Raw genomic sequence first — 24691 nt, 5'->3', positions numbered from 1 at the left:
CTAGTTAAATGGAGGTAGCGATGATCGAGTTCCATCTGGACTCCGGGTCGGGGGTCTCGCCGTACATGCAGCTCGTCCGGCAGGTGCGGCACGCGCTGCGGCTCGACCTGCTGCGGGTCGGGGAGCAGCTGCCCACGGTCAAGGACGTGGTGGCGCAGCTCGCGATCAACCCGAACACCGTGCTCAAGGCGTACCGGGAGCTGGAGCACGAAGGGCTCGTCGCGCCGCGTCCGGGGGTCGGGACGTTCGTGACGCGGTCGCTGGCCGGCGGGTCGCTCGCCGCGCACGGGCCGCTGCGCAAGGACCTGGAGCGCTGGCTCGCCAAGGCGCGGATGGCCGGGCTGGACGACGAGAGCATCGAGGCGCTGTTCATGACCACATTTCGGTCCGCCCGCGAGGAGGGCATAGCGTGACCGCCGTTCTGGAGGCCCGAGGGCTGGGCAAGAGGTACGGGCAGCGCTGGGCGCTGTCCGACTGCACGCTGGACATCCCGGCCGGACGGGTCGTGGGGCTCGTCGGGCCGAACGGAGCGGGGAAGAGCACGCTGCTGAACCTGGCCGTCGGCCAGCTGGCGCCGACGGCCGGGAGCATCCGGGTGCTCGGCGGACGGCCCGCCGCCGGTCCGGAGCAGCTCGCCAAGGTCGGGTACGTCGCGCAGGACACGCCGACGTACGCCGGGCTCAGCGTCGGCGACCACCTGAAGCTCGGCGCCCGGCTCAACCCCCGGTGGGACGAAGCCGTCGCGCGGAAGCGCGTCGAGCGGCTCGGGCTCGGCCTCGGGCACAAGGCGGGGAAGCTGTCCGGCGGGCAGCGCGCCCAGCTCGCGCTGACGCTGGGCATCGCCAAGCGGCCCGAACTGCTGATCCTGGACGAGCCCGTCGCGGCGCTCGACCCGCTGGCCCGGCGCGAGTTCCTGCAAGGTCTGATGGAGGCCGTCGCCGAGCACTCGCTGAGCGTCGTCCTGTCGTCCCACCTGGTGTCCGACCTCGAACGGACGTGCGACTACCTGATCGTCCTGGTGGAGTCGCGCGTCCGGGTCGCCGGGGACGTCGACGACCTCCTCGCGACCCATCACCGGCTGACCGGGCCCCGGCGGGACACGCTGCCGTCCGACCAGCACGTCGTGTCCGAGAGCCACACCGACCGGCAGAGCACGTTCGTCGTCCGGTCGGACGGCCCCGTCCACGACCCGGCCTGGACGGTAGGGCCGATCGGCATGGAGGACCTCGTCCTCGCCTACATGGCCTCGGCCCCGAGCCGTCCCACGCTGGAGGCGATCCGATGATCTGGTTGACGTTCCGGCAGTTCCGCGCCCAGGCCGCGGTGGTGTTCGGCGGGCTCGCCGTCCTCGGCGCGGCCCTCGCCGTCAGCGGGCCGAGCCTGGCCGACCGCTACGCCGGCGGGCTCGCGTCCTGCCGCTCGGAGGACGCCTGCTCGCGCTTCGCCACGACGTTCTTCAACGACCACCAGGTGCAGTACGGCGCCGTGATCGCGATCGTGATGGTCCTCCCGGCGCTCATCGGGCTCTTCTGGGGCGCGCCGCTCATCGCCCGGGAGCTGGAGAGCGGCACGCACCGGCTCGCGTGGAACCAGAGCGTCACGCGGACCCGCTGGCTGGCCGCCAAGCTCGGGCTCGTCGGGCTGGCCGCGATGGTCGCCGCCGGGCTCGCCGTCCGCATGGCGAACTGGTGGTCCGGCCCCCTGGACGAGGCCGTCGCCGACCGGTTCCCGCGGATCGCCCCGGTGGCGTTCAGCGCGCACGGCATCGTCCCGATCGGGTACGCGGCCTTCGCCTTCGCGCTCGGCGTGACGGCCGGCGTCCTCACCCGGCGCACCCTGCCGGCCATGGCGATCACCCTCGCCGTCTTCGTCGGCGTCCAGGTCGCGATGCCGCTGTGGGTCCGCGCCCACCTCGTCCCGGCCGAGACCGCGACCGTGGCGATCACGTCGAAGAACCTGTCGCAGATGACGCTGGACCAGGGCTCCGAGGTCATGACGGTGCAGACGGACGCGGCGCCGGGGGCGTGGACGCTCGCGAACCGCACGGTGGACGCGTCCGGGCGCGAGGCCGCGCTGCCCGCCTCCCTGATGACGGGCGCGTGCGCCCCGCCGCGGGTGTCCCCGGGCCCGCCGGGTCCGGGCGCTGAACCCGAGCCTCCCGGCGGGCCCGGCGAGGAGTGCTTCGCCGAGATCGGGCGGCTCGGGTTCAGGCAGGAGGTGGTCTACCAGCCCGCCGACCGCTTCTGGCGGCTCCAGTGGGCCGAGAGCGGGCTGTTCGCCGTCCTCGCCCTGGGCCTGTCCGGCGTCTGCTTCTTCTGGACGCGCCGCCGCCTGTCCTAGGAGTTGCTCACCGCCGCCGGCGCGTCGTTCGCGCGGCCCACGCCCCAGATCGTGGACGCGCCGGTGGCGGTGATGTCGGTCAGCGCCGTCCCGGCGGGGACGGCGACGGCCTGCCAGGCGCCGCCGCTCAGCCGGTACAGCCGTCCCTCCGCGCCGTACGGGGTGGCGGCCCACAGCGTCCCCGAGCCGTCCACGGCGATGTCGGAAACGGGGCCCGGCGACGCGGTCACCGTCCAGCCGTCGCCGTCCCAGTGCGCGACGTGGTCGGCCGCGGCCACCCAGACGTCGTCCGGCGCGAGCGGCAGCACCTCGGCGATGTTCGTCACGCCGGACGGGAGGGCGGGCGTGGGCGCCCACGTCCAGGCCGTCCCGTCGAAGCGCGCCACGACGGGCCGCCACGGGCCGGTGCCGGACTCGGACGGCCGGCTGCCCACCGCCCACACGTCGGTCGCGCCGGTGCCCTGCACGTCGTCGACGACGGTCCTGATGTCGGGGAGGTCCCGGGCGGTCCAGCCGGAGCCCTCGCGCTTGAGCAGGCGCGGCTGCGTCCCGTCGGGGAAGACGGCCTGGGAGACCCACGTCCCGCCCGGTCCCGTGCTGAGCATGCCGACCGACGACGCGGACGGCTTGTCGACCTTCTGGAACGCCGTGCCGTCGAACACGAACAGCTGGTCGAGGTATCCGGAGTCGTACGCGCCGCCCCCGAGCCACGTCTGCCCGCCGCCGGACACGACCCGCCCGATCAGGCCGTTCCCCGTCCAGCCGTTGATCGGGAACTCCTTCCAGGACGAGCCCGTCCAGCGCCGCACGACCGGGTTGCCCGCGCTGTAGAGGCCGCAGGAGTCGATCCACGGGACGCAGTAGGCGCCCTGCCCTCCGCCGATCCACACTCCGCCGGCGCCGTCGGGCGCGACGTCGTCGATCTCGGCCCTCGGCCAGAGGAACGGCAGGGACACCGCGTGCACGCCGCCCTCGGCGGCGTGCGCGGTCACGGGAAGGGCGAGGAGGACGGCGCCCGCGAGCGCCGCGGTCACCAGTGATCGGCTCATGCGAGCACTATGGAGCACCGCCGCACATTGCGCCAGTGTTGACTGGCATGGTTTTCAGCCGGAGAGGGCGAGCGTGAGCTGGATCCGCTCGGCGGTGGCGTGCATCCGATCGGCCGACTTCTCGATCCTCGGCAGCTTGCCGGGCCGGCACGAGATCGCGAGCGCGCCCGGCACCGAGCCCGAAGGGTCCGCGACCGGGACGGCGGCGCACCCCGTGCCGAGCGCGTACTCCTCCCGGTCGAACAGCAGGCCGCTGGACGGGCGGAGCGAGCGCATCAGCCGCCCCGGCTCGGTGATGGTGTGCGGGGTCAGGTCGTGCAGCGGATGCCGGGACAGGTAGTCGCTGCGGCGCTCCTCGTCGAGCTGGCTCAGCACGCACTTGCCCAGCGCGGTGGCGTGCGCGGCGTCCTCGAAGCCGACCCACACGTCGACGCGGGGGGCGCGCGGGCCGTCGGCGACGTCGATGAGCCGGATCTCGCCGTCCACGTGCATGCTGAAGTAGGCCGCGACGCCCAGCGCGTCCCGCAGCTCGATGAGGAGGGGACGCAGCCGGGCCAGCAGCTGCTGCGCCCGGCTCTGCCCGTGCAGGGCCTCGACCCGCTCGCCGAGCACCCACGCGCCGTCCGGCAGCCGGGTCGCGTAGCCCTCGTGGGCGAGGGTGCGCAGCAGGTGGTAGGTGGTGGCGAGCGGCAGCCGCGCCTCGCGCGCGAGTTGTTTGGCGGGCGCGCCGCTCGGATGGGACGCCACCGCCTCCATGAGGCGCAGAGCGCGCTGGACCGAGGCGATGAGAGTCGGCTTGCGTGTCTCATCCATTACCCGCGGCGAACCCCTCTGGCCCGATCCGGTCAGACCTCCGGCGACGATCCGTCCATTGGATCACCTCCCGCGCACCGAACGGTCGGGTTTTCCCGATCCGGTCACGGGAAATGCGATCAGCATGAGCCAGCACACCCAGACGCACGTCGACGAGCGGACGGCCCGGAAGGTCGCCGAAGAGGCGCGGGAGACCGAGTGGCGGCTGCCGAGCTTCGGCAGGCAGCTTTTCCTCGGTGATTTCCGGCTCGACCTGATCCACCCGCATCCGCGCCCGGAAGGGGAGCCGCGGCGCAAGGGCGAGGAGTTCCTCGCCCGGCTCACCGAGTTCTGCGCCACCCGGGTCGACGCGGCGCTGATCGAGCGCGAGTCGCGCATCCCGGACGACGTCGTCGCCGGCCTGCGCGACCTCGGCGCGCTCGGCATGAAGATCCCGGAGAAGTACGGCGGGCTCGGGCTCAGCCAGCTGTACTACGGCCGCGCCCTGATGGTGGTCGGGTCGGTGTGCCCGGCGCTCGGCGCGCTGCTGTCGGCGCACCAGTCCATCGGCGTCCCGCAGCCGGTCAAGGAGTTCGGCACGCCGGAGCAGAAGGACGAGTGGCTGCCGCGCTGCGCCCGCCAGGTCAGCGCGTTCCTGCTGACCGAGCCCGACGTCGGCTCGGACCCGGCGCGGCTGCGCGCCACCGCCGTCCCGGACGGCGACGGCTACGTCCTCAACGGCGTCAAGCTGTGGACGACGAACGGCGTCATCGCCGACCTCGTCGTCGTGATGGCGCGCGTCCCGAAGTCGGACGGGCACCGCGGCGGCATCTCCGCGTTCGTCGTGGACATGGGCACGCCCGGCATCACCGTCGAGAACCGCAACGCGTTCATGGGGCTGCGCGGCATCGAGAACGGCGTGACGCGGTTCCACGACGTCCGCGTCCCGAAGGCGAACCTGATCGGCGCGGAGGGCGCCGGGCTGAAGATCGCGCTCACCACGCTGAACACCGGCCGGCTGTCGCTGCCCGCGATCTGCGCGGCGAGCGGCAAGTGGGCCGCCAAGATCGCGCGCGAGTGGTCGAAGGAGCGGGTGCAGTGGGGCCGGCCGGTCGGCGAGCACGAGGCCGTGTCCCGCAAGATCGCGTTCATCGCGGCGACCGCGTACGCGATGGAGGCGATGCTCGACCTGTCCAGCCAGCTCGCGGACGACGAGCGCAACGACATCCGGATCGAGGCGGCCCTCGCCAAGCTGTGGTCGTCGGAGATGGCGTGCCGCGCCGCGGACGAGCTGATGCAGGTGCGCGGCGGGCGCGGCTACGAGACGGCCGAGTCCCTCGCGGCGCGCGGCGAGCGCGGCGTGCCGGTGGAGCAGGTGGTGCGCGACCTGCGCATCAACCGGATCTTCGAGGGCTCCAGCGAGATCATGCACCTGCTGATCGCCCGCGAGGCCGTGGACGCGCACCTGTCGGTGGCGGGCGACATCATCGACCCGGACGCCTCCACCGGGCGGAAGGCGCGGGCGGCGGCGAAAGCGGGCGGGTTCTACGCGCGGTGGCTGCCGACGCTCGTCACCGGCCCCGGGCACCGGCCGAACTCCTACGCCGAGTTCGGGACGCTCGCGCGGCACCTGCGGTACGTGGAGCGGGCGTCCCGCAAGCTGGCCCGGTCGATCTTCTACGCGGCCGGGCGCTGGCAGGGCGGCCTGGAGCGCCGGCAGGGGTTCCTCGGCCGGATGGTCGACATCGGCGCCGAGCTGTACGCGATGAGCGCGGTGTGCGTGCGCGCCCACGCCGACGCGTCCGCGGACGGCGGCCTCGGCGGCGCGGCGCCCGGCAAGTCGGCGCTGCTGCTCGCCGACGCGTTCTGCGGGCAGGCGCGCGTCCGCGTCGAGGAGCTGTTCGACGGACTGTGGCGCAACACCGACGCGGTGGACGTGAAGCTGGCGCGGGCCGTCCTCGCCGGCGACTTCGCCTGGGTGGAGGAGGGCGTCCTCGACCCGTCCATCCCGGGGCCGTGGATCGCGCCGGCGGAGCCGGGCCCGAGCGAGCGGGAGTCCGTGCACCGGACGATCGGCTGAGCCCGCCGACCAGGCAGCGGACCAGGCCGCCGACCAGGCGACACACCGTGCGGGCGCCCGCGGTGCGGTCACGGCGGGGCGTCCGGCGTGCACGCATGGGTAGACTGACCCGACCTTCGCGCCAGAGATCGGACGCGCCCCGTGCGGGCCGGGTCTTCGGTCCGGCGAACGAGAAGCCGAACGCCAACGCACCCAGCGAGCGGGAAGTATGCAGTCACCTGGTCAGAAGAAGTCCATCGCAGGCACCCTCCTCAACCTCCTCGGCAGCGGCCCGAAGAAGGCCGCGCCGGCCGCCGGGCCGGCGCCGGACGGGGACGTGGTCCAGCCGGCCGCCGGAGAGGGCGCGCTGGAGAACCACCTGGGCGGGGACGAAGCCCGCAACTACCGCAAGTACGAATACGAGACCATCGCGCCGCACGTGGGCCGGTCCATGCTGGAGGTCGGCTCCGGCCTCGGGCACTTCTCCGAGCAGTTCGCGGGCCGCCTCGACTACCTCGTCGTCAGCGACAACGACCCGTACTGCGTCGGCGAGCTGCGCAAGCGCTACGACGGCAACGACGACGTCGAGGTCATCGACCTGGCCCTGCCGGCCGACATCGTGATCCGGCAGAAGGTCGACACGGTCGTGATGATGAACGTCCTGGAGCACATCAAGGACGACGTCCAGGCCCTGCGCGACCTCGCCGCCGTCACCGAGCCCGGCGGCCGCATCGTCATCTGGGTGCCCGGCTACATGCAGCTCTACGGCGACTTCGACCGCAAGGTCGGGCACGTCACCCGGTACACGCCGGCGACGCTGGAGGCGTCCGTCCGGGAGGCCGGGCTCGTCCCCGAGGTGCTCAAGCCGATCAACTTCCTCGGCGGCATCGCCTGGTGGTTCGCGGTCCGCCGCGGCGGCGCCGGCTACCCCGACCCGAAGCTCGTCAAGATCTACGACCGGACGGTCGTGCCGCTGACCCGCACCATCGAGCGGTTCGTGAAGCCGCCGTTCGGGCAGACGGTCATCTGCGTCGCGCGCGTCCCGCGCTGACGACCCGGCTTCGGCGACGGCGACGGGTCACGGAGAACGGCCCGTCGCCGTCGCTTTTTTCTGTCCCGCCGAACGGTATGTCTCGCGCGCCGCCGGGGCCCCGCGGGCACGACACTGGGCAGTGGCCGGACGGGTCGCCGACCGCCTCTCCGCACGGAGAAGCACCGCCTGCTCCCGCGGGACGCGTCCCGGACGGCCGGCCACGAAGTTCCCGTGTGGTCCGACGGTTCGGAGGCGGGGGGTCCGGGAGGGGAGATCCCCCGCCGCCGAATCAGACCCGCGTCTTGGGCTCGGCGAACAGGGCGAGCCGGTGCGCGGTCGCGGCGGCCTCGCCGCGGCTCGCCACCTCCAGCTTGCCGAGGATGTTCGACACGTGGACGCTGGCCGTCTTCGCCGAGATGAACAGCGCCTCGGCGATGTCGCGGTTGCTGCGTCCCTCGGCGACCAGGCGCAGCACCTCGTACTCGCGGGGCGTCAGCCCGAGCGGCGCCGGCGCGTCGCTGCGCCGCGGCGTCCGGGTGCGGCGCGACAGGTCGGCGATCTGCTCGGCGAGCAGCCGGGCGCCCAGCCCGGCGGTGAGCTCGGCGGCGGTGCTCAGCGTGGCCGCCGCGGCGTCGTGGCCGCCGCCCGCGAGCGTCGCCTCCGCGAGCCGGAGCAGGGCGCGGGCCCGGTAGTACGGGTTGCCGAGCTCCTCCCACGCGGCGGCGGCCTCCTCCCACGCGGCCGCGTCGAGGACGCCGCGGGCGCGGGCCAGCTCGGCCGCGAACGTCAGGCACTGCGCGTACTGGAGCGGCCCGGTCGACCGCAGCCCGGCGGCGCGCTCCTCGATCCGGCGCAGCTCGCCGGCGGCGGCGTCGCCGAGTTCCGCGCACGCCGCCGTCCCCGCGATCAGCGCGGGCCACGCGTAGCGGGCGTCGTCCGGCAGGCCGCCGTGGGCGAGGACGGGCCGCACCGCGTCCAGCGCGGCGGCGGGACGTCCTTCGGCGAGCGCGAGGTTGGCCTCCAGCCACACCGTGCTGAAGTAGTCCTGCGTCTTCAGCCACTCGGCCTTCAGGTTCTTGATCTCGCGTGAGGTGCCGAGCCGCTCACGCGCGGTCGCCAGGTCGCCGCGCGCCAGCGCGATCCAGCCGGTGAGGACGAGCAGCGACGTCCGGGTGGTGATGGCCGGGTCCTGTTCGAGGGCGTGGTTCATCACGGCCATGGCCTCGTCCCACCGGCCGAGCGAGACCAGCGGCTCGGCCTGGTTGATGCACAGGAACGTGCCCTGGGTGCGCGCCACCCCGTACTCGCGCGCCAGCTCCTGGCCGCGCGCCGCGACGGCGGCGGCCTCGGCGTGCCGTCCGGAGCCCTCCAGGAAATGCGACTTGATCACGTAGTGCCGGAGCAGCACCGGATGGTTGCCGGCGCGGTCGGCGGCCGCCTCGACCTCGGTCAGGTGGTCGTCGTGCCCGTAGTCCATGTCGGCGCAGAACAGCGTGATGAGCGCCTCCGCCTCCGCGACGGGGTCGCCGAGCTTGCGCGCGATCGCCAGCGACTCCCGCGCGGCGTCGCGCGCGGCGCCGATCTCGGAGGTGACGCGCACGTAGTTGCCGAGCGTCGACAGGGCCCGCGCCCGCAGCACGGTCGGCGGTTCGGCCGGGAGCGCCCCGACGGCGGCGCGCAGATCCTCGACGAAGCCCGGACGCGCCATCTGGTACCGCATCTTGGCCCGCAGGACGAGCAGCATCGCCCACCGCTCGGTGTCGCGTTCGCCGTCGGCGGCCTCGACCTCCTTGAGCGCGGCGGTGACGAGCTTGATGCCGCGGTCGTACTCGCCGGCCAGTTCGGCGGCGGTCGCGGCGTCCACCAGGACCTTGGCGTAGTTCGCGCCGGTGCGGTCGGCCGCGTCGGGGACGAGGTCCCAGAGCTGGAGGACGCGTTCGAGCATCGCGAGGCACTCGGCGTAGGCGAGCGCCTTGCGCGCCTCACCGGCGGCGCGCCAGGCCGCGACCAGCGCCCACGTGCTGTTGTGGGCCTGCTTCCAGTGGTAGCTCAGCTCGACCCACAGCCGCCCGGCGGGGACGAGCGAAGGGTCGTTCTCCATGGTCTCGGCGTAGCGGGTGTGCAGGCGCGTGTGCTCGCCGGGCAGCAGGTCGTCGTGGACGGCCTCGCGGATCAGCGCGTGCCGGAACGCGTAGCCGTCGCCGTCGACGACCAGGACGTTCGCGGCGACGGCGGGCCGCAGCACGCGGGTCAGCGCGGCGTCGTCGAGCCCGGACACGGCCGCGAGCAGCGCGTGCTCGATGCGGGTGCTGCCGCCGCTCGCGTCGCGCAGGACGTCCTGCGTCTCCTCGGGGAGCCGCTGGACGCCGGCGAGCAGCAGGTCGCGCAGCGACTCGGGCAGCTCGCACACCAGCCCGCCGTCGTCGCAGAGCAGCGCCTCGACGAACAGCGGGTTGCCCTCGCTGCGGGCCTCGATCCGCTCGACGATGCCGGGCGGCGGCGTCTGGCCGAGCAGCTCGGTGACGAGCGCGGACACGTCGGCGCGGGTCAGCTTGCCGAGCTCGCTCCGGCGGACGCGGTCGAGCCGTTCCAGCCCTGCGAGGAGCTGGCGCAGCGGATGGGTGCGGTGCAGCTCGTCCGTCCGGTAGGTGAGGACGATCAGCACCGGCCCGGTGCCGAGGTTGCGGACCAGGAAGGCCAGCAGGTCGCGGGTGGACCGGTCAGCCCAGTGGGCGTCCTCGATGACGAGGACGACCGGGCCCTTCTCGGCCAGCCGCTCCAGCAGCGTCAGCACGACCTCGAACAGCCGGGCGCGCTCCTCCCCCGACGCGGCGTCGGACTCCGGTTCGCCGAACTCCGGCAGCAGCCGGGCCAGGCTGCCGGTGTCGCCGCGCGGCACGAGGCCCGCGACGCCGTCGATGCCGATGTCGCGCACGAGGCCCCGCAGGACGGTCGTGAACGGCGCGAACGGCAGGCCGTCGGAGCCGAGCTCCAGGCAGCCGCCGACGAGGACGTCTGCCCGCCCCTCCACGGACCGGGCGAACTCCCGGATCAGGCGCGTCTTGCCGAGCCCGGCGTCACCGCCGACGAGCACCGCGCCGGGCGCGGCGGCAAGGGCGTCCCGCAGTCCGCCCAGCTCCGCCGCCCTGCCGATCAGGACGGGACTCATCGCACGCGCATTCACGTACCAAGCATGCCAAACGGGTACGACGTTCCCACCTGAATATCACTGTGTGAGACGCCAGGTCTGGCCCCGGTGCTCGTCCAGCCCGGCGACCGCCCCCTCCCCCAGCGGCGGATGGACGGTCGTCCTGACCGGTCCCCGGTCCTGGATCCCGCGCTGCCGGAAGTGGTCGAGGTCGAGCATCTCGGCGTGCGACAGCAGCGGCGCGACCGGAGCTCCGGCCGCGCTCAGCCGCTCGATGGCCTCGGCCTGGGAGAGCTTCGCCACGGCGGCGGTCACCGCCCCGTCCAGCTCCCCGATCCGTCCGAGCCGCTCGGCGAACGGCACCGCGGCGTGCTCGCCGATGCCGAGCGCGTGGCAGGTCGCGGCCCAGAGCTTCTCCTCCGACACGACGCCGAGGGTGATCTTGCGGCCGTCCTTGGTCGGGTAGACGCCGTAGCCGGGGACGGGCCCGGCGCCCGACCGCGCGGTCGCCTCGGGGACGGTGCCCACCCAGTGCGCCAGGACGTCCGCCATGCCGAGGTCGATCCGGTCGCCGACGCCCGTCGCACGGGCCTTGAGGCAGGCCGCGGTGATCGCGAACGCGGCCATCGTGGCGGCCGCCATGTCCGCGAGGGGCAGTTCGTCGGCCTCCGGGGAGACGGCGTCGGGCGGCAGCGCGGCGGCGTACGCCCGGTAGTTGACGTCGTGCCCGGGGACGTCCGACAGCGGCCCGTCCGCCCCGTATCCCGAGATGGAGCAGTAGACGAGGCGCGGGTTGAGCGCGCGGAGCGTCTCGTGGCCCGCCCCGAGACGCTCGGCGACGCCGGGCCTGAACCCCTCGACGAAGACCTCGGCGTCCTCCGCCAGCCGCGTGAGCGCCGCGCGCCCGTCCGCCGACTTCAGGTCGAGCACCATGCTGCGCTTGTGCCGGTTGAGGACGTCGAAGTGGTCGCGGAACATCCGCATCGGCTCCCCGCCGGGCGGCTCCACCTTGATCACGTCGGCCCCGAGCTGGGCGAGCAGCTGCGTGGCGTACGGACCGGGCCGCCACATCGTCAGGTCGAGGACGCGCAGTCCGTCCAGCGGCGCCATGGGGCTCCTCCCGTGAGTCCCCCGGAACGTACCGCGTCCGGGCCCGCACGTGTTCCCTCGGACACCACGGAAAGGCGACCGGACGGGCCAGGCGTTCGAGATCGGGGCGAACAGGTACACCATCGGGCCTTCCGGCCCTATCGGACGTCCCGGGCGAGCCGTTGACGGGACGTCCAATTCGGGTGATGCTGGCCGTGCGGGGGCCGGGTCGCCGCCCGTTCTCGCTGGTCACGAGGGGTGGAGGTGGTTGAGATCAGGTTCTCGCTGTTCTACGAGCACCAGTTGCCGCGGCCGTGGAGCGACGGGCAGGAGCTGAAGCTCTACCAGGACGCGCTCGACCAGATCGAGATCGCCGACCGGGTGGGCTTCGACATCGTCTGGGAGGTCGAACACCACTTCCTTGAGGAGTACTCCCATTCGTCGGCGCCGGAGGTCTTCCTCGCCGCCGCGTCGCAGCGGACCAAGCGGATACGGCTCGGGCACGGGATCGTCCAGCTGCCTCCGGCGGTCAACCATCCGGCGCGGGTCGCCGAGCGCATCGCCACGCTCGACCTCGTCTCCAACGGGCGGGTCGAGTTCGGGACGGGCGAGTCCAGTTCGAGCGCGGAACTCGGCGGGTTCGGGGTGCGGCGCACCGAGAAACGGGGCCAGTGGCAGGACGCGATCGACGCCGTCACCCGCATGTTCGTCGAGGAGCCGTTCGCGGGATGGTCGTCCGAGTACGTCCAGATGCCGCCCCGGAACGTGCTGCCGAAGACCGTGCAGAAGCCGCACCCGCCGCTGTGGGTGGCGTGCTCGCGGCGCGAGACGATCCAGTTCGCGGCCCGCAACGGCATCGGCGCCCTGTCGTTCTCGTTCGTGGAACCCGAGGACGCCGGGAAATGGGTGGACGAGTACTACCGCATCCTCGCGTCCGACGAATGCGTCCCGGCGGGGTTCGCGGTGAACCCGAACGTGACCGTCGTCCTGCCGATGATGCTGCACGCGGACGAGGCGACGGCCATCGACCGGGGCATCGACGGGGCGCACTTCTTCGCGTTCGCGCTCGCGCACTACTACGGCCCCACCCCGCACGATCCGGGACGCACGAACGTGTGGGAGGAGTTCCAGGAGCGCCGGAACGCCAAGGGGTTCTCCCGCGAGCAGATCATCGCCAACGCGGAGTCGCTGCGGGTCAACGTCGGCTCCCTGCGCGGCGCCGTGGGTACGCCCGAGCAGGTCATCGACCTGATCCGGCGCTACGAGTCGGTCGGCGTCGACCAGATCGCGTTCGTCCTGCAATCGGGGCCGAACCGGCACGAGCACATCTGCGAGTCCCTCGAACTGTTCGGGGAGGCCGTCCTGCCGCACTTCACCGAGGGGCGCGAGGAACGCGAGGCCGCCAAGGCCGAGCGGCTGGCGCCCGCCGTCGTGGCCGCCCTCGCCCGCCGCGCCCCCGCCCGGACCGCGCCGCCCGGCTACCGCATCGACGAGGACGCGGAGGTCGCCCGGTCGCGCCGTTCGCGCGGCCCGCTCCGCGAGGACATCCGCTCCGCGAGCCGGAGGCGGTTCCGGCAGGGTTTCTACAAACTCGTCCACGGCCGGACGGACGAGCAGATCGAACGCCGCTTCGGCCCGAGCGCCCAGCGCCTCTTCTTCGCCGGGATGGCCCGCGCCTACGATCCGGCCGCGGCGGGCGGTTTCACGGGCGAACTGGAGTTCCGCCTCACCCGCACCACGTGGACGCTCGTCATCGGCAAGAGCCGGGCCCGCGCCCGCCCCGGGCCCGCCGAGGACCCCGCCCTCACGCTCATCGTGAAGACGGCGGACTTCCTGCGGATGATCGCCGGTGACGCCAACCCGGCCACCCTGCTCATGGACGGCGAACTCGAACTGCGCGGCGACTACGAACTGGCCCCGCGCCTCAGCGAGATGTTCGGCGGACCGTCCCCGTACTGACCCGGCCCCCGTAGAGCTTGGCGGTGGCCGTAGTCCCCCGATGACCACGGCCACCAAATAGTCAGACGTGCACACCCCCCGCGAGAGTTCGCGCCCCGGCGAAAAACCTCCATCGGCACTACGACTTGATGGACGGACGGCCGGCGATCAGGTCGCTGAGCCAGTCGCCGAGGCGCTGCACGGGCCGCCGGTACCGGCGCTCGCGCTTGACGGCGCGCCGCTCCTTGCGCGATCCCGGCTGGTATCTCCGCCGCGCCCAGGGCGAGTCGGGCCGGGCCAGCCGGACGGCCCCGACCAGCGCGACCACACCGATGAACAGGCCGATCAGCCCCGTCCAGATCTTGCCCTTGAGCAGGGCGACCAGCGCCACCAGCATGTCGAGCACGATGATGGCCGCGATCGCCCACAGGCCGTCCCCGGCCACGTCGTCCAGGCCGAGGGGCCGCAGGCCCAGCAGCATCAGCCCGCACAGCGCGATCGTGATGAACACGACCTCGACCGACAGACGGCCCTGCTCGCTCCAGTAGACGTCCTCCAGGTGCAGGACGAGCGCGAACTCGTCCAGCACCAGCGCCGTCCCGACCCCGAACACGGCGGCGGTGGCCGCCGCCCACCCGGACGCTTCGTCCTTGACGGCGAGCCCGCTCACACCGCCCACGCACATGAACACCAGCCCGAACACGACGTGGTGGATGTGGTGCCCGCCGGGCGTGACGTTGCCCGGCCACCACTTCACCTGCCGCCGGATCATCCGCACGCTGAACCGGATGAACAGGAACCCGGCGATGAACGCCACCAGGAAACAGGCCAGCCGGAGCCGCCCAGTGTCCGCGATCTCCCGCGTGTACCAGTCCCCCACACCGGCCCTCTTCCCAGGGCTGGGCAAAACCCACATCATGTCGGCGAGCGAAGCTCAGCCTTCAGCACCGCCCACACGCTCTTGCCGTCGAACTCAGCCCGGACCCCATGTTGCATGGACAGGAATTCCACAATTCCCAGCCCCCACCCACCCGGATCAGGAACGTCGTCGGGTAGAGGCTTTTCCGGCATCGAAAGGTCCGGCACGGATGCTTTCGGCCTTACCGGCGACGTGTCCCAGACCTCCACCCGGAGCCCGTCCCCGTCGAGCGCCATCCGCAGCGACACGGGCTGATAAGGCGCGGCCCGCACGGCGTTGGTCAGCAGTTCGGAGGCGACCAGCACGGCGTTCTCCACCGTCTCCTCGGCCAGCCCCCACTGCAACGCCTGCGACTCGACGATCAGCCGTCCCTGCTGGACGACCTCGGGCAGGGCCAGAAACCCTCGCCGCAGAGCCCGCGGCCCGGCCGCCGTCCTTTCCATTCGAACCGAACAGCCCGTTTTGTCGAACCCACCCTTCCGCCGGCCCCGTCCGAAGATCATTACCCTCACCACTTTCGTCGCTCGATGTGCGTGATTCGACGCACATCGTGTGACGTCTCGACTACCGTCGGAAGTGGGGCGAGCTTTCCCCAACTCGATACTTCCGGAGGGCGACTCATGGTGAATCGAAAGCGACTCGACCCGACCGAGTCGACGGCCGCACTTTTCGGGGCAAAGCTCCGGAAGCTTCGGGACAAAGCCGGACTTTCCCAAGCACAACTCGCGGAGACGATCGGCTACTCCCACGACACGATCTCCAAGGTCGAGACCACCGCCCAGGCCCCGTCCCCCCAACTCGCCGAACTCCTCGACGCCCACTTCGGCACCGACGAGCAGTTCCAGGAGCTCCAGCCCCTCGCCGCCAAGGAGGGCATCCCCGTCTTCTTCCGCCCCTACGCCGACCTGGAGAGCACCGCCGACGCACTCCGCGTGTACGACCACGTCGTCATATCCGGTCTTCTCCAAACTGAGGACTACGCGCGTGCAGTGCTACGTCCTGGGCAACGACCGAGCGCCCTCGAACAGGCGGTTTCCACTCGGCTGAGCCGCCAAGAGATACTTTGGAGAGACGAGCCCCCGTGGGTGGTCATCCTCTTGCAGGAGAGCGCGATTCGGAAGGTGATCGGCGACATGGAGACGACCAAGGCACAACTCGGACGGCTACTGGAGCTTCTCGCCGAGCCTCACATCAATATCTTGGTCGTACCAGACGACGCTGCCGTATACCCCGGTGGCGGCTTTGCCCTCTTCAGCCATGAGGACGAACCTGACGTCGGCTATTCCGAGGGCGCTGGCAGCAGTGGCCACGTGATCACACAAAGCTCTAAAGTGGAAGAGTTTCGACGGTTGTGGGACATGCTCAACCATGCGGCCTTGAGCAACACAGCCTCTGAAGCTTTGATCCAGGAGGTGATGGAGAGCCTGTGAAGGACTCAACACGTGTCGCGTGGCGCAAGAGCAGCTACAGCACCCAGGAAGGCGGTGCCTGTGTGGAACTGGCCAACCTGACATCTGCCGTGGGAGTCCGCGACAGTACCGACCCCGACGGGCCCGTCCTCCAGTTCGGACGCGACGCCGTAGCCGGTCTTCTCAACCTCATCAAGACCGGCGAACTCGACCGGTAGCTGTCCCCCGGCAGCAGGGCCCCCTCTCCGGAGGGGGCTTTCTGCGTTTTTCGGCCACCCAGCAGCACCGTCCGCCCTCGCCACCCCTCCCCAAAACGCACAACATCTAAGTGCAGGACCGCCCACCACCGGAGGCCCCATGAAAGTCGAACCACACACCACCTGGCGCAAGAGCAGCCACAGCACCCAAGAGGGCGGGCAGTGCGTCGAGATGGCCGACCTGGCAGCCACTCTTGGCGTCCGCGACAGCACCGACCCCAACGGCCCCATCCTCCAGTTCGGACGCAACGCAGTAGCCGAGCTACTCAACCGCATCAAAACCGGCGAACTCGACCGCTAGTGCGGCCTCCACCACGTTGATCTGCGGCGTGTTGTTGCTATGGCAAGCCCGATAACAACAACACGCCGCAGATCAACACAGGGGTGGCCCGGCTGACGTTCGTGGTCACCGTCTCCCCTGCACGGGCCTCTCCGGAGGGGCCTACTCGGCGTGGCAGGGCGTCCCCTCACGCAACCGCCGCTCACCGTCGAGCCTCCACTTCCTGGGCCCGGCCATCACTCAACTCCTCTCGTAGACGTGACCAGCCGGCCCTGTGCAGGACGACTCGCAGACCCGTCGCACGTTCACCGCTCGCCCACACCACCGCGACCACACCACACCCGCCAGCCGCGCCCCCAACCTCACAACGCAACCCACCTAGTGCGGCCTCCACCACGTTGATCTGCGGCGTGTTGTTGCTATGGCAAGGCCGATAACAACAACACGCCGCAGATCAACACGGGGGTGGCCCGGCTGACGTTCGTGGTCACCGTCTCCCCTGCACGGGCCTCTCCGGAGGGGGTCTCCGCGTTTTTCGGGCGCTCCGTTGTAGCTTCCGCCCTCGTCATTCGTCCGGAAAAGAACAGCGTCTGAGGGCAGAGCAGCGGCCCACTGGTGGAGGCACCGTGAAGGACGGATCACATGCCGCCTGGCGCAAGAGCAGCTACAGGTTCCGCAGGAGGGTGGCGGCGGCTGCGTTGAGCTGGCCGACCTCGGCGCTGGCATGGGCGTCCGCGACAGCATTGACCCGGGCGCGCCCGGCCTTTGAGTCGGGCGGGACGTCGTCAGCGGGCTCGCGGCGCGTATCAAGGCGGGCGGTCTGCGACTTCGTCAGTCGCGGCGGAGGATGCCGGTCAGGCCGGCTATTACGGCGGTGCTCAGGATCCAGCCGGCGGCCATGAACGTCCACGTCCAGAACTGGGCCGCGCCGGTGGGTTGCCAGGACTTCTGCTGGCCCAGGTCGCCGATGGGCAGCAGCACGTCCAGGGTGTAGCCGAAGGCGTTGAAGGACGGTGCGGTCGTCGCGGCTCTGGCCATCTGGTCGGCGTCGAACAACTGGGTGCCCAGGGCCAGTAGCGCGGCAAGCCAGATCGCGGCCAGCCAGGTTCGGTAGCCGTAGCCGACGGTCAGGTACAGCAGCCAGTTGGTCAGCTTGCCCGGTGGGCTGAGCACCTTGCGGCGGTGCCACTGCTTGGCGATGGCCACCCGCCGGGCGGACGCCTCGTGCCCGGTGCGGCGGTAGGCGGCGGCCAGCTGGTCGTAGATCTGCGGGGTGTAGCCGCCGCCATGGCGGGACGCCCAGCGGAGGCGTGCCCGCACATCGGCGTCGCCGCCCGACAGGGCGTCGTAGGCGAAGCCCTGGAGGAGGAGGTCGTCGGGCCATGTCCGCCGGTCGTCCTCGAAGATCCCGACCTGGGCGTTGGTGAGGTTCACCCGTCCCTCGGGGGTTTGGCGGGGGCGCAGCACCAGTTCCTGCGCGGTCGCCGCGGTCAGGTCGAGGGCCTGGCGGCGGGGTCTGGTGAGGACGGCATCGGCGATCTCGATCTGGCCGCCGACGCGGGCGCCCGACAGCTGGAGTCCTCCTTCGGCGGTGAATCCTCGTCGGAGCATGAGGTCGCCCTCGACGGTCAGGCGCACGGCGTACAGTGCGCGCCGTCCCGGGTTGGCGAGGCGGGCCCCGGTGAAGTCGGCCACGCCGCCGATCCGGGCTCCGATCAGGCGGATCTCGCCCTCGGCGGTGAGGCCCCGGCAGTAGGCGGACTGTTCGACGATGAGCGCGTCGGCGGACAGGGCCGTCCGGCCGGGGTCGGTCAGTGCGGCGCCGTCGAGGTTCAGTGCGCCGCCGACGCGGGCGCGGACCAGCCGGGTCTCGCCCGCGACGGTGAGCCCGCCCGCCTGGACGTCCTGGTCGACGACGAGGCCGTCGCCGTCCAGTGCGAGTGCGCCCGGATTGGACAGGCGGGCGCCGGCCAGGACCAGCGTCCCGCCGATGCGGGCGCCGGGCAGCCGGACCTCGCCGTCGCAGGTCATCCCCTCGGCCAGCACGCCGTCGTCGACGGTGAGCCGGTCGGCGGTGAGCGCGGCTGCGCCCGGGTTGGACAGGCGCGCCCGGGACAGGTCGAGGCGGCCGCCGATGCGGGCGCCCGGGAGCCGCACCTCCCCCTCAGCGGACAGGTCGCGGCAGAAGGCGTCGTGGCCGACCGTGAGGCGGGCGGCGGCCAGCGCGTCGGCGCCGGGTGCGTCGAGGCGAGCCCCGTCCAGGGCCAAGGTGCCGTTGACGGCGGCCCCGCGCAGGTGCACTTCGCCGTGGGCGGTGAATCCGTCCCGGCAGGACATCGACTGCTCGACGGTGAGGCCGTCCGCGGTGAGCGCCGCCCCGTGCGGGTTGCTGAGCGTGGCGCCGTCGAGGGTCAGGACGCCTCCTACGCGGGCGGCCGACAGGCGGGTCTCTCCCTCGGCGGTGAGATTCCGGCAGATCATGTTCTGGGCGACGGTGAGCCCTTCGGCGAGCAGCGCGGGCGCGCCTGGATTGCTCAGTGCGGCATCAGTGAGATCCACGGTTCCGCCGATGTCGGCGCCCATGAGATGGATCCGGGCGGCCGTGAAGCCTCTGTTCAGCTCCAGGTTGCCGGTGGTCCGCAGTTGATCGGCGAGGAGGGCGGGGACGTGGCAGCCCGGCAGGCGAAGGGACGGGGCCGTCGCCTCGCTGAGGACGACCGGCTCCTCGAAACGGGTGTCGGCCAGCAGTAGCGGGCAGGCCAACTCGGCCGCCTCCAGGTCGAGGACGCCGGTGACGCGCGCGCCGCGCAGCTTCACCGACCTGGGCCGGCCGGTCTCCGAGGTGCGTCCGCCCGTCAGCAGCTCGGCGAGCAGACCGGCCCGCACCCGGCGGTCGGCGTCCGTCCCGGCGGCTCGGACGTCGGCCCACGCGCCGGTGGCGGCGGCTTCGAGGAGGGCGCGTTCGGCCTCGCTCAGCTCCCCGAACCGCGGATCAGGATCGGTCATCGCGTTCGCGCGCTCAGGCGCAGCCTTCGAACTGGGGGACGGTGAGGGTGATGTCCAGGCCCGAGGTGGCGAACCACTGGTTGAGGAGGGTTTCGGCGGCGCCGTCCTGGTACATGCCGGTGAGGATCTGGTTGACCTCGCGGCAGCCCTTCAGGTCGCCCTTGGGGAGACCGATGCCGTACCGCTCGTCGGAGAACGGCGCGTTCACCACGGTGACGCCGGAGTCGGCGGCGGCCGCGAAGCCGGCGAGGATCAGGTCGTCGGTGGACACGGCGTCGAGGCGTCCGGCGGCCAGCGCCTGGACGCACTCGCCGTAGGAGCGCGCCGGGACCATCGCGGCCGCGACCTTGCGCTCCTCGGACACCCGCCGCCAGGAGTTCGACCCGGGGACCTGGCAGAGCCGCCTGCCCCGGAGGTCGCGCACGTTCCGGATGGACGGGTCGCCCCGCCGGACGAGGATGTCCTGGTGCGCGACGTAGTACGGCCCGGCGAAGGTGACCTGCTCCTTGCGCTCGGGCGTGATCGAGTAGGTCGCGATCACCATGTCGACCTTGCCGCTGCGCAGGGCGTCCTCCCTCTCGTCCGAGGACACCGGACGGAAGCTCACCTTCTTCGACGGGACGTGGAGCCCCCCGGCGACGTAGTACGCGACGTCGACGTCGAAGCCTTTCGGCTCGCCCTTCCGGTCCCAGAGGGACAGGCCCGGCTGATCGTCCTTGACCCCGATCACGAGGGAGTCCCGGTCGGTGACGGACTTCGGGGCGTCGGCGCCGTCCACCAGCGGCGCCGTCGCCACGGTCACCACCAGGACCAGCACGGCCAGCCCGGCCAGGACGGCCGTGGCGGCGAGGGTCAGCGTGCTGCGGGCGGTCTGCACGGGCGGCTCCCGTCTCTCGGTGTCAGCGGTACTCCGACAGGCGCGGCCAGACCCCGGCCACGATGAGGGCCGCGATGGCCAGCGCCGCGGCGGGCGGCAGCCACGTCCACGGGTCCAGCGCCCGGTCGCCGTCGGCCACGCCGCGGGCGCGGAGGAAGTCGCGGTGGGTGATGCGGGCGTCGAGTTCCTGGTCGTGCGCCCGGAACATCGGGTGGGGCAGGGGCGCCCAGCGGGGGTCCAGATGGGCTTGGACGGCGGCGGCCCGATCGCCGCGCTCGGCCAGGCCGCGGACGGCCTCGTCGTGGTCCTGGTAGCGGCGGTAGGACGCCAGCAGCGCACCGGCGTCCCCGGCGGCGAGCCGCGCCCGGGTGCCGTAGAACCCGCCGAAGTCCACGGGCCGCCCGCCCCGGCCGGCGCCGGCCACCCGCCGGTCCAGTTCGCGGTAGTAGTCGGTCAGGCTCGTCGCGCCCTCGATGTAGAGGATCGTCTGGGCCTTGTCCAGGTACATCTGGTCGTAGCGGTCGGCCTGGCCGGGGTCCAGGAGCTGCCGGGCCCGGTCGGTGTCGAGGCCCTTGCCGATCGCGCGTGCGCGGGTGAGGGTGAGCGTCGGGTCGAAACCCCCGGTCTTGGCGGCCCGCATGTGGTCGGCCTCGGTGGCCAGCAGCGACGCGCCCGCCACCGTCAGCACCAGCGCGCCGGCGAGCGCCGCGGCCAGCGGCAGGCTGAGCAGGCGCCGGAACCGGCGCGCCAGATACACCTGGAGGGCGCCCAGCGCCGCCAGCAGCGCGATCCCGGCGCCCAGCACGCGGAACCACCCCGCGCGGACGGCCGAATGCTCGTCCCGGTAGGCGGTGTCGACGTCCCCCGCGCCGTCCAGCGTCAGGTTGTACGCCTTCGGCAGCAGGTCCCCCGTCATCAGGGCGGTCGCCGCCCGGTACCGCCGGATCCCCTCCGCCGGCAGCGGCCCCTGCGGACCGGCCCGCAGCCGCCCCGACTCCATCGCGGCCTGGACGTTCTGGTCGTAGGCGTGCAGCCCGTCCAGCACGGACTGGACCGTCCCCTGCCGCTTCAGGTCGTCGCGCGCCAGCAGCACGGCCTTCAACGCGGCCCGCTGCGCGTCCTCGCGGCGGATGTCGTACACGTAGCGTTCGCCGCTGCGCTCGCAGTGCTGCTTCTCGTCGTCCGGGTCGCACAGCCAGCCGTCCTCGCCCCCGGTCAGCAGGACGTTGGTGACCTGCGCGTCCATGTCGCTGAGCGCGAGGTACATGTCGCTGGTGGCCACCACCATGGGGCCTTCGCGGTGCCCGAGCGCGCGCAGCCCCTCCCGCGCGTCCACGACCCCGACGGCCAGCACGGTGAGCAGCACGGCGAGGGCCAGCAGCACCAGGGCGGTCAGCGCCCGGACCCGCCCCGCGACGGTGCGGAGGCCGAAGAACTTGGAGGGCACGCTCGGCTCTTCTCCTTCGAGGGGGCTCCGGGGACCGGCGTCCAGTCTCGGGGGAACCCGATGACCAAGGCAAGATCGTTTCACTGCGGGGCCGGTTGCGGCCTGCGGGGCGGGAGTTGCGCCGCCGCCCGCCCGCAGGCCGCTCAGCGGAGCATCGGGATCTCCACCGGGGGCCGGGTGTCGCTCACGAGGTAGGCCGAGTGCGCGCCGATCAGGGCCGTGCCGCTGCGGCCGTGCGCGATCTCCTCCGTGCTGGCGCAGATCACGTCGGGCACGGCCGCGTCCATGCCGGACTCGATCAGCGAGCGGCAGAGCCGCGCGACCGCCGTGCCGTTCATCGCGGGTTCGTACACCTCCAGGCGCCGCAGCTGCCGGTACGGCTTGCCCGGCACCGCGTACGGGCCCTCGACGACCGTCCGCACGGGGGCGAACTCGGCGCCGAGCGTGTCGGGCACCAGATGCGGCAGCCCCGACTCCACGAGCTCCTCGGCCAGTTCACGACGCAGGCATTCGGTGGCGTCCTCCCGGTAGGCGCCGGTGGCGAACCAGCGCTGGAAGCTGCGCAGAGACGAAGCCGGCAGGAATCCGCGCAGGTCGGAGTGCATGTCCTCGGCGAGGGGGGCGGCGCGGTCGGCGCGGAACCCGAGCGGCTCCAGCAGCCGCACCGCGGGCGGGAAGCTCTTGTAGACGCCCCCCGGCGGGCCGAAGGACCCCGGACGGCTCGGCGAGTGCAGCAGCACATGCCGGTCGTCGTCCCTGATCCGCACCAGCGCCGCGAACGAAACCCGGACATCCCGTCGGCCAACCGCCATCTTCGCGCCTCCCGCCCGCCATCATGCGCCCCGGCGCCCCAGGACTCTGTGCCTCCTGCCGCAAACTCCGCGGCCGGTCGGAACCGGTGACGGCCGCCCGCAGCCCGGCGCTCCCCACGTCCGGCGACCGGCGGGGGTCAGCGGCCCTGGAAGTCGGGGGGACGGTTCTCCAGGAAGGCCGTGATGCCCTCCTTGGCGTCCTCGGTGGCGGCGAGCGCGACGAGTTCGCCCAGCAGGTGGGCCACCTGGTCCTCCAGGGGACGGCCCTCGATCGCGAAGAAGGCGTCGCGGCCCCGGCGCAGGCCGAGGGGGCTCTTGGACGCGATGGCGCGGGCCAGTTCGTCGACGCGGGCGTCCAGGTCGGCGCGCGGGACGACCTCGGTGACGAGGCCGATGTCGCGGGCCTCGGCGGCGGTGACGCGGGCGCCGGTGTAGTAGAGCTTGAACGCGTGCTTGGGGGCGACGTTCCGGTTGATGATCGCCATGATCATCATGGGCCAGAGGCCGACGTCGACCTCCGGTGTCGCGAGCTTGACGTCGTCGGCGGCGATCACCAGGTCGCAGGCGGCGGCGAGGCCGAGGCCGCCGGCGACGGCGTGCCCCGCCAGCCGGGCGATGATCGGCTTGCCGAGCTTCGGGAAGGCCGTGAACAGGCGGAACGGGGCGCTGTCCCGGATGGCGTCCGCGTCCGCGACCGAACGGCCGCCGGCCTGGGCCTCGCCCAGGCCGCCGAGGTCGGCGCCGGCGCAGAACGCCCGGTCACCGGCGCCCGTCAGGACGATCACCCGGACGCCGGGGTCCGCCTTGGCCCGGTCGAACGCGTCGAGCAGCTCGTCCGTCATCCGGTCGCTGAGCGCGTTGCGGGCGTCGGGACGGTTCAGCGTGATCCGCGCGACCCGCTCGTCCACCGCGTAGATGATCGTCTCGTACATGCCCCTCATCCCGGTCGGAACGGCGTCTGCCCCCGGAGCGGGGCTCCAGGGGCAGACTACGCGGCGAGATCGTCAGAGACGCTCGATGATGGTGGCGTTGGCCTGGCCGCCGCCCTCGCACATGGTCTGGAGGCCGTAGCGGCCGCCGGTGCGCTCCAGCTCGTGGAGGAGCTTGGTCATGAGCACGCCGCCGGTGGCGCCGAGCGGGTGGCCGAGCGCGATGGCGCCGCCGTTGGGGTTGGTCTTCTCCAGCGAGGCGCCGGTGTCGGCGGCCCACGCCATCGGGACCGGGGCGAACGCCTCGTTGACCTCGAAGACGTCGATGTCGTCGATCTTCAGGCCGGACTTGGCCAGCGCCTTCTCCGTCGCCGGGATCGGGCCGGTCAGCATGTAGACCGGGTCGGAGCCGCACACCGCGAGGGTGTGGATGCGGGCCCGCGGGGTCAGGTTGTGCTGCTTGACGGCCTCTTCGGACGCGATGAGCAGCGCGGACGCGCCGACCGAGATCTGCGAGGCGACGGCCGCGGTGATCGCGCCGCCCTCACGCAGGGTCTTCAGGCCCGCCATCTTCTCCATGGTGGTGTCGGGGCGGGCGCCCTCGTCCTTGGAAAGGCCGGCGAGCGGCGCGATCTCCCGGTCGAAGTAGCCGGCCTCGATGGCCTTGGCGGCGCGCTGGTGGCTCTCCAGCGCGAACTTCTCCAGGTCCTCGCGGGTGAAGCCCCACTTCTCGCACATCAGCTCCGCGCCGCGGAACTGGGAGATCTCCTGCATGCCGTACCGCTCGGCCCAGCCCTCGCCGTACGGGAAGGGCATGCCCTTCTCCATCGCCATCGCGACGGACGAGCCCATCGGGACGATCGCCATCTGCTCGACGCCGGACGCGACGACCAGGTCCTGGGTGCCGGACAGGACGCCCTGCGCGGCGAAGTGGATCGCCTGCTGGGACGATCCGCACTGCCGGTCGATGGTCACGCCGGGCACGTTGTCCGGCAGGCCCGCCGACAGCCACGCGGTGCGCGCGATGTCGAGGGACTGCGGGCCGACCTGCATGACGCAGCCCATGATGTTGTCCTCGACCGCGGACGGGTCGACGCCCGTGCGGTTCACGAGCTCCTTGAGCACGTGGGCCCCGAGGTCGGCGGGGTGGACGTCCTTCAGTGCGCCCTTCTTGGTACCGACGGGGGTACGGACCGCGCCGACGATGTACGCCTCGGCCACTACGCCTCCAAGTTGTGGGGTGGTTCCGTCCCGAAACCGAGTGAGATTCGGTTAGTCAGTATGAGATTACATCCATCATGGCGCAA

21 protein-coding genes are annotated in these 24691 nt (G+C 72.3%); 9 read left to right on the top strand and 12 right to left on the bottom strand.

All coding sequences use genetic code 11. The features are described 5' to 3' along the window. The first annotated feature begins 8 nt into the window (after positions 1-8). The 3 genes from ACA511_RS39015 to ACA511_RS39005 are packed head-to-tail and all read left to right on the top strand — an operon-like array spanning position 9 to position 2340. Complete coding sequence (locus ACA511_RS39015; protein ID WP_375029780.1) at positions 9-413, top strand: GntR family transcriptional regulator; 405 nt, start codon at positions 9-11, stop codon at positions 411-413. Further along, entirely contained in the window at positions 410-1285 is an 876-nt protein-coding gene (locus ACA511_RS39010; protein WP_375029779.1) for an ABC transporter ATP-binding protein, read from the top strand. Before ACA511_RS39015 ends, ACA511_RS39010 begins: the two co-directional genes overlap by 4 nt. Beyond that, a complete protein-coding gene (locus tag ACA511_RS39005; protein ID WP_375029778.1) occupies positions 1282-2340 on the top strand; it encodes an ABC transporter permease subunit in 1059 nt (352 codons plus the stop codon). The genes ACA511_RS39010 and ACA511_RS39005 overlap by 4 nt, the downstream gene beginning before the upstream one ends. On the opposite strand, the gene ACA511_RS39000 is transcribed toward ACA511_RS39005, so the two are convergent. Next, on the bottom strand, positions 2337-3389 hold the full coding sequence (locus ACA511_RS39000; protein WP_375029777.1) for a hypothetical protein: 1053 nt from the start codon (positions 3387-3389) through the stop codon (positions 2337-2339). The two genes, ACA511_RS39005 and ACA511_RS39000, sit on opposite strands and share 4 nt — an antisense overlap. A gap of 54 nt (positions 3390-3443) precedes the next feature. Next, positions 3444-4202, bottom strand: coding sequence for an IclR family transcriptional regulator (locus ACA511_RS38995; protein ID WP_375029776.1), 759 nt, complete (start codon positions 4200-4202; stop codon positions 3444-3446). Between the two features lie 124 nt (positions 4203-4326). On the opposite strand from ACA511_RS38995, the gene ACA511_RS38990 reads away from it, so the two are divergent. Continuing rightward, entirely contained in the window at positions 4327-6261 is a 1935-nt protein-coding gene (locus ACA511_RS38990) for an acyl-CoA dehydrogenase family protein (RefSeq protein WP_375029775.1), read from the top strand. Positions 6262-6469: 208 nt separating this feature from the next. Further along, complete coding sequence (locus tag ACA511_RS38985; RefSeq protein ID WP_375029774.1) at positions 6470-7291, top strand: methyltransferase domain-containing protein; 822 nt, start codon at positions 6470-6472, stop codon at positions 7289-7291. Between the two features lie 271 nt (positions 7292-7562). Here the strand turns inward: ACA511_RS38985 and ACA511_RS38980 are convergent, their stop codons facing one another. Together ACA511_RS38980 and ACA511_RS38975 are read right to left on the bottom strand one after the other, a co-directional pair. After that, positions 7563-10442 (bottom strand): AAA family ATPase, encoded by a 2880-nt coding sequence (locus tag ACA511_RS38980; RefSeq protein ID WP_375029773.1) that lies wholly within the window; start codon positions 10440-10442, stop codon positions 7563-7565. A gap of 57 nt (positions 10443-10499) precedes the next feature. After that, on the bottom strand, positions 10500-11531 hold the full coding sequence (locus ACA511_RS38975) for a CaiB/BaiF CoA transferase family protein (protein ID WP_375029772.1): 1032 nt from the start codon (positions 11529-11531) through the stop codon (positions 10500-10502). 243 nt (positions 11532-11774) lie between these two features. Between ACA511_RS38975 and ACA511_RS38970 the strand changes: the two genes are divergently transcribed. After that, complete coding sequence (locus ACA511_RS38970; protein WP_375029771.1) at positions 11775-13469, top strand: LLM class flavin-dependent oxidoreductase; 1695 nt, start codon at positions 11775-11777, stop codon at positions 13467-13469. Positions 13470-13587: 118 nt separating this feature from the next. Here ACA511_RS38970 and ACA511_RS38965 read toward each other — a convergent pair whose 3' ends face one another. Both ACA511_RS38965 and ACA511_RS38960 read right to left on the bottom strand, forming a co-directional pair. Further along, positions 13588-14328 carry a hypothetical protein gene (locus ACA511_RS38965; protein WP_375029770.1) on the bottom strand — a complete coding sequence of 247 codons (741 nt, stop codon included), beginning with the start codon at positions 14326-14328 and terminating at the stop codon, positions 13588-13590. A gap of 35 nt (positions 14329-14363) precedes the next feature. After that, on the bottom strand, positions 14364-14870 hold the full coding sequence (locus ACA511_RS38960) for an ATP-binding protein (RefSeq protein ID WP_375029769.1): 507 nt from the start codon (positions 14868-14870) through the stop codon (positions 14364-14366). A gap of 117 nt (positions 14871-14987) precedes the next feature. Here ACA511_RS38960 and ACA511_RS38955 point away from each other — a divergent pair, with 117 nt between their 5' ends. From ACA511_RS38955 to ACA511_RS38945, 3 genes are all read left to right on the top strand, one after another. Then, positions 14988-15797 carry a Scr1 family TA system antitoxin-like transcriptional regulator gene (locus tag ACA511_RS38955; RefSeq protein ID WP_375029768.1) on the top strand — a complete coding sequence of 270 codons (810 nt, stop codon included), beginning with the start codon at positions 14988-14990 and terminating at the stop codon, positions 15795-15797. Continuing rightward, entirely contained in the window at positions 15794-15994 is a 201-nt protein-coding gene (locus tag ACA511_RS38950; RefSeq protein WP_375029767.1) for a DUF397 domain-containing protein, read from the top strand. The genes ACA511_RS38955 and ACA511_RS38950 overlap by 4 nt, the downstream gene beginning before the upstream one ends. A 139-nt stretch (positions 15995-16133) precedes the next feature. Next, a complete protein-coding gene (locus tag ACA511_RS38945; RefSeq protein ID WP_375029766.1) occupies positions 16134-16334 on the top strand; it encodes a DUF397 domain-containing protein in 201 nt (66 codons plus the stop codon). A gap of 810 nt (positions 16335-17144) precedes the next feature. Here ACA511_RS38945 and ACA511_RS38940 read toward each other — a convergent pair. The 6 genes from ACA511_RS38940 to ACA511_RS38915 form a co-directional block, all read right to left on the bottom strand. Further along, a complete protein-coding gene (locus ACA511_RS38940; RefSeq protein ID WP_375029765.1) occupies positions 17145-19319 on the bottom strand; it encodes a hypothetical protein in 2175 nt (724 codons plus the stop codon). A 13-nt stretch (positions 19320-19332) separates the two neighbouring features. Beyond that, on the bottom strand, positions 19333-20196 hold the full coding sequence (locus ACA511_RS38935) for a glutamate ABC transporter substrate-binding protein (RefSeq protein ID WP_375029764.1): 864 nt from the start codon (positions 20194-20196) through the stop codon (positions 19333-19335). 22 nt (positions 20197-20218) lie between these two features. Then, positions 20219-21643 (bottom strand): hypothetical protein, encoded by a 1425-nt coding sequence (locus ACA511_RS38930; RefSeq protein WP_375029763.1) that lies wholly within the window; start codon positions 21641-21643, stop codon positions 20219-20221. 143 nt (positions 21644-21786) lie between these two features. Continuing rightward, positions 21787-22455, bottom strand: coding sequence for a hypothetical protein (locus tag ACA511_RS38925; protein ID WP_375029762.1), 669 nt, complete (start codon positions 22453-22455; stop codon positions 21787-21789). A gap of 137 nt (positions 22456-22592) precedes the next feature. Continuing rightward, positions 22593-23387, bottom strand: a complete 795-nt coding sequence (locus ACA511_RS38920) for an enoyl-CoA hydratase/isomerase family protein (RefSeq protein ID WP_375029761.1) — start codon at positions 23385-23387, stop codon at positions 22593-22595. Between the two features lie 72 nt (positions 23388-23459). Continuing rightward, positions 23460-24605 (bottom strand): acetyl-CoA C-acetyltransferase, encoded by a 1146-nt coding sequence (locus ACA511_RS38915; RefSeq protein WP_375029760.1) that lies wholly within the window; start codon positions 24603-24605, stop codon positions 23460-23462. Between the last annotated feature and the right edge of the window lie 86 nt (positions 24606-24691).

Origin of the sequence: Actinomadura sp. GTD37 (assembly GCF_041951365.1) — a bacterium.
Classification (GTDB): Bacteria; Actinomycetota; Actinomycetes; order Streptosporangiales; family Streptosporangiaceae; genus Spirillospora.
Note: the sequence above shows the minus strand (reverse complement) of the source record. Positions and strands in the feature narration are given on the sequence as shown.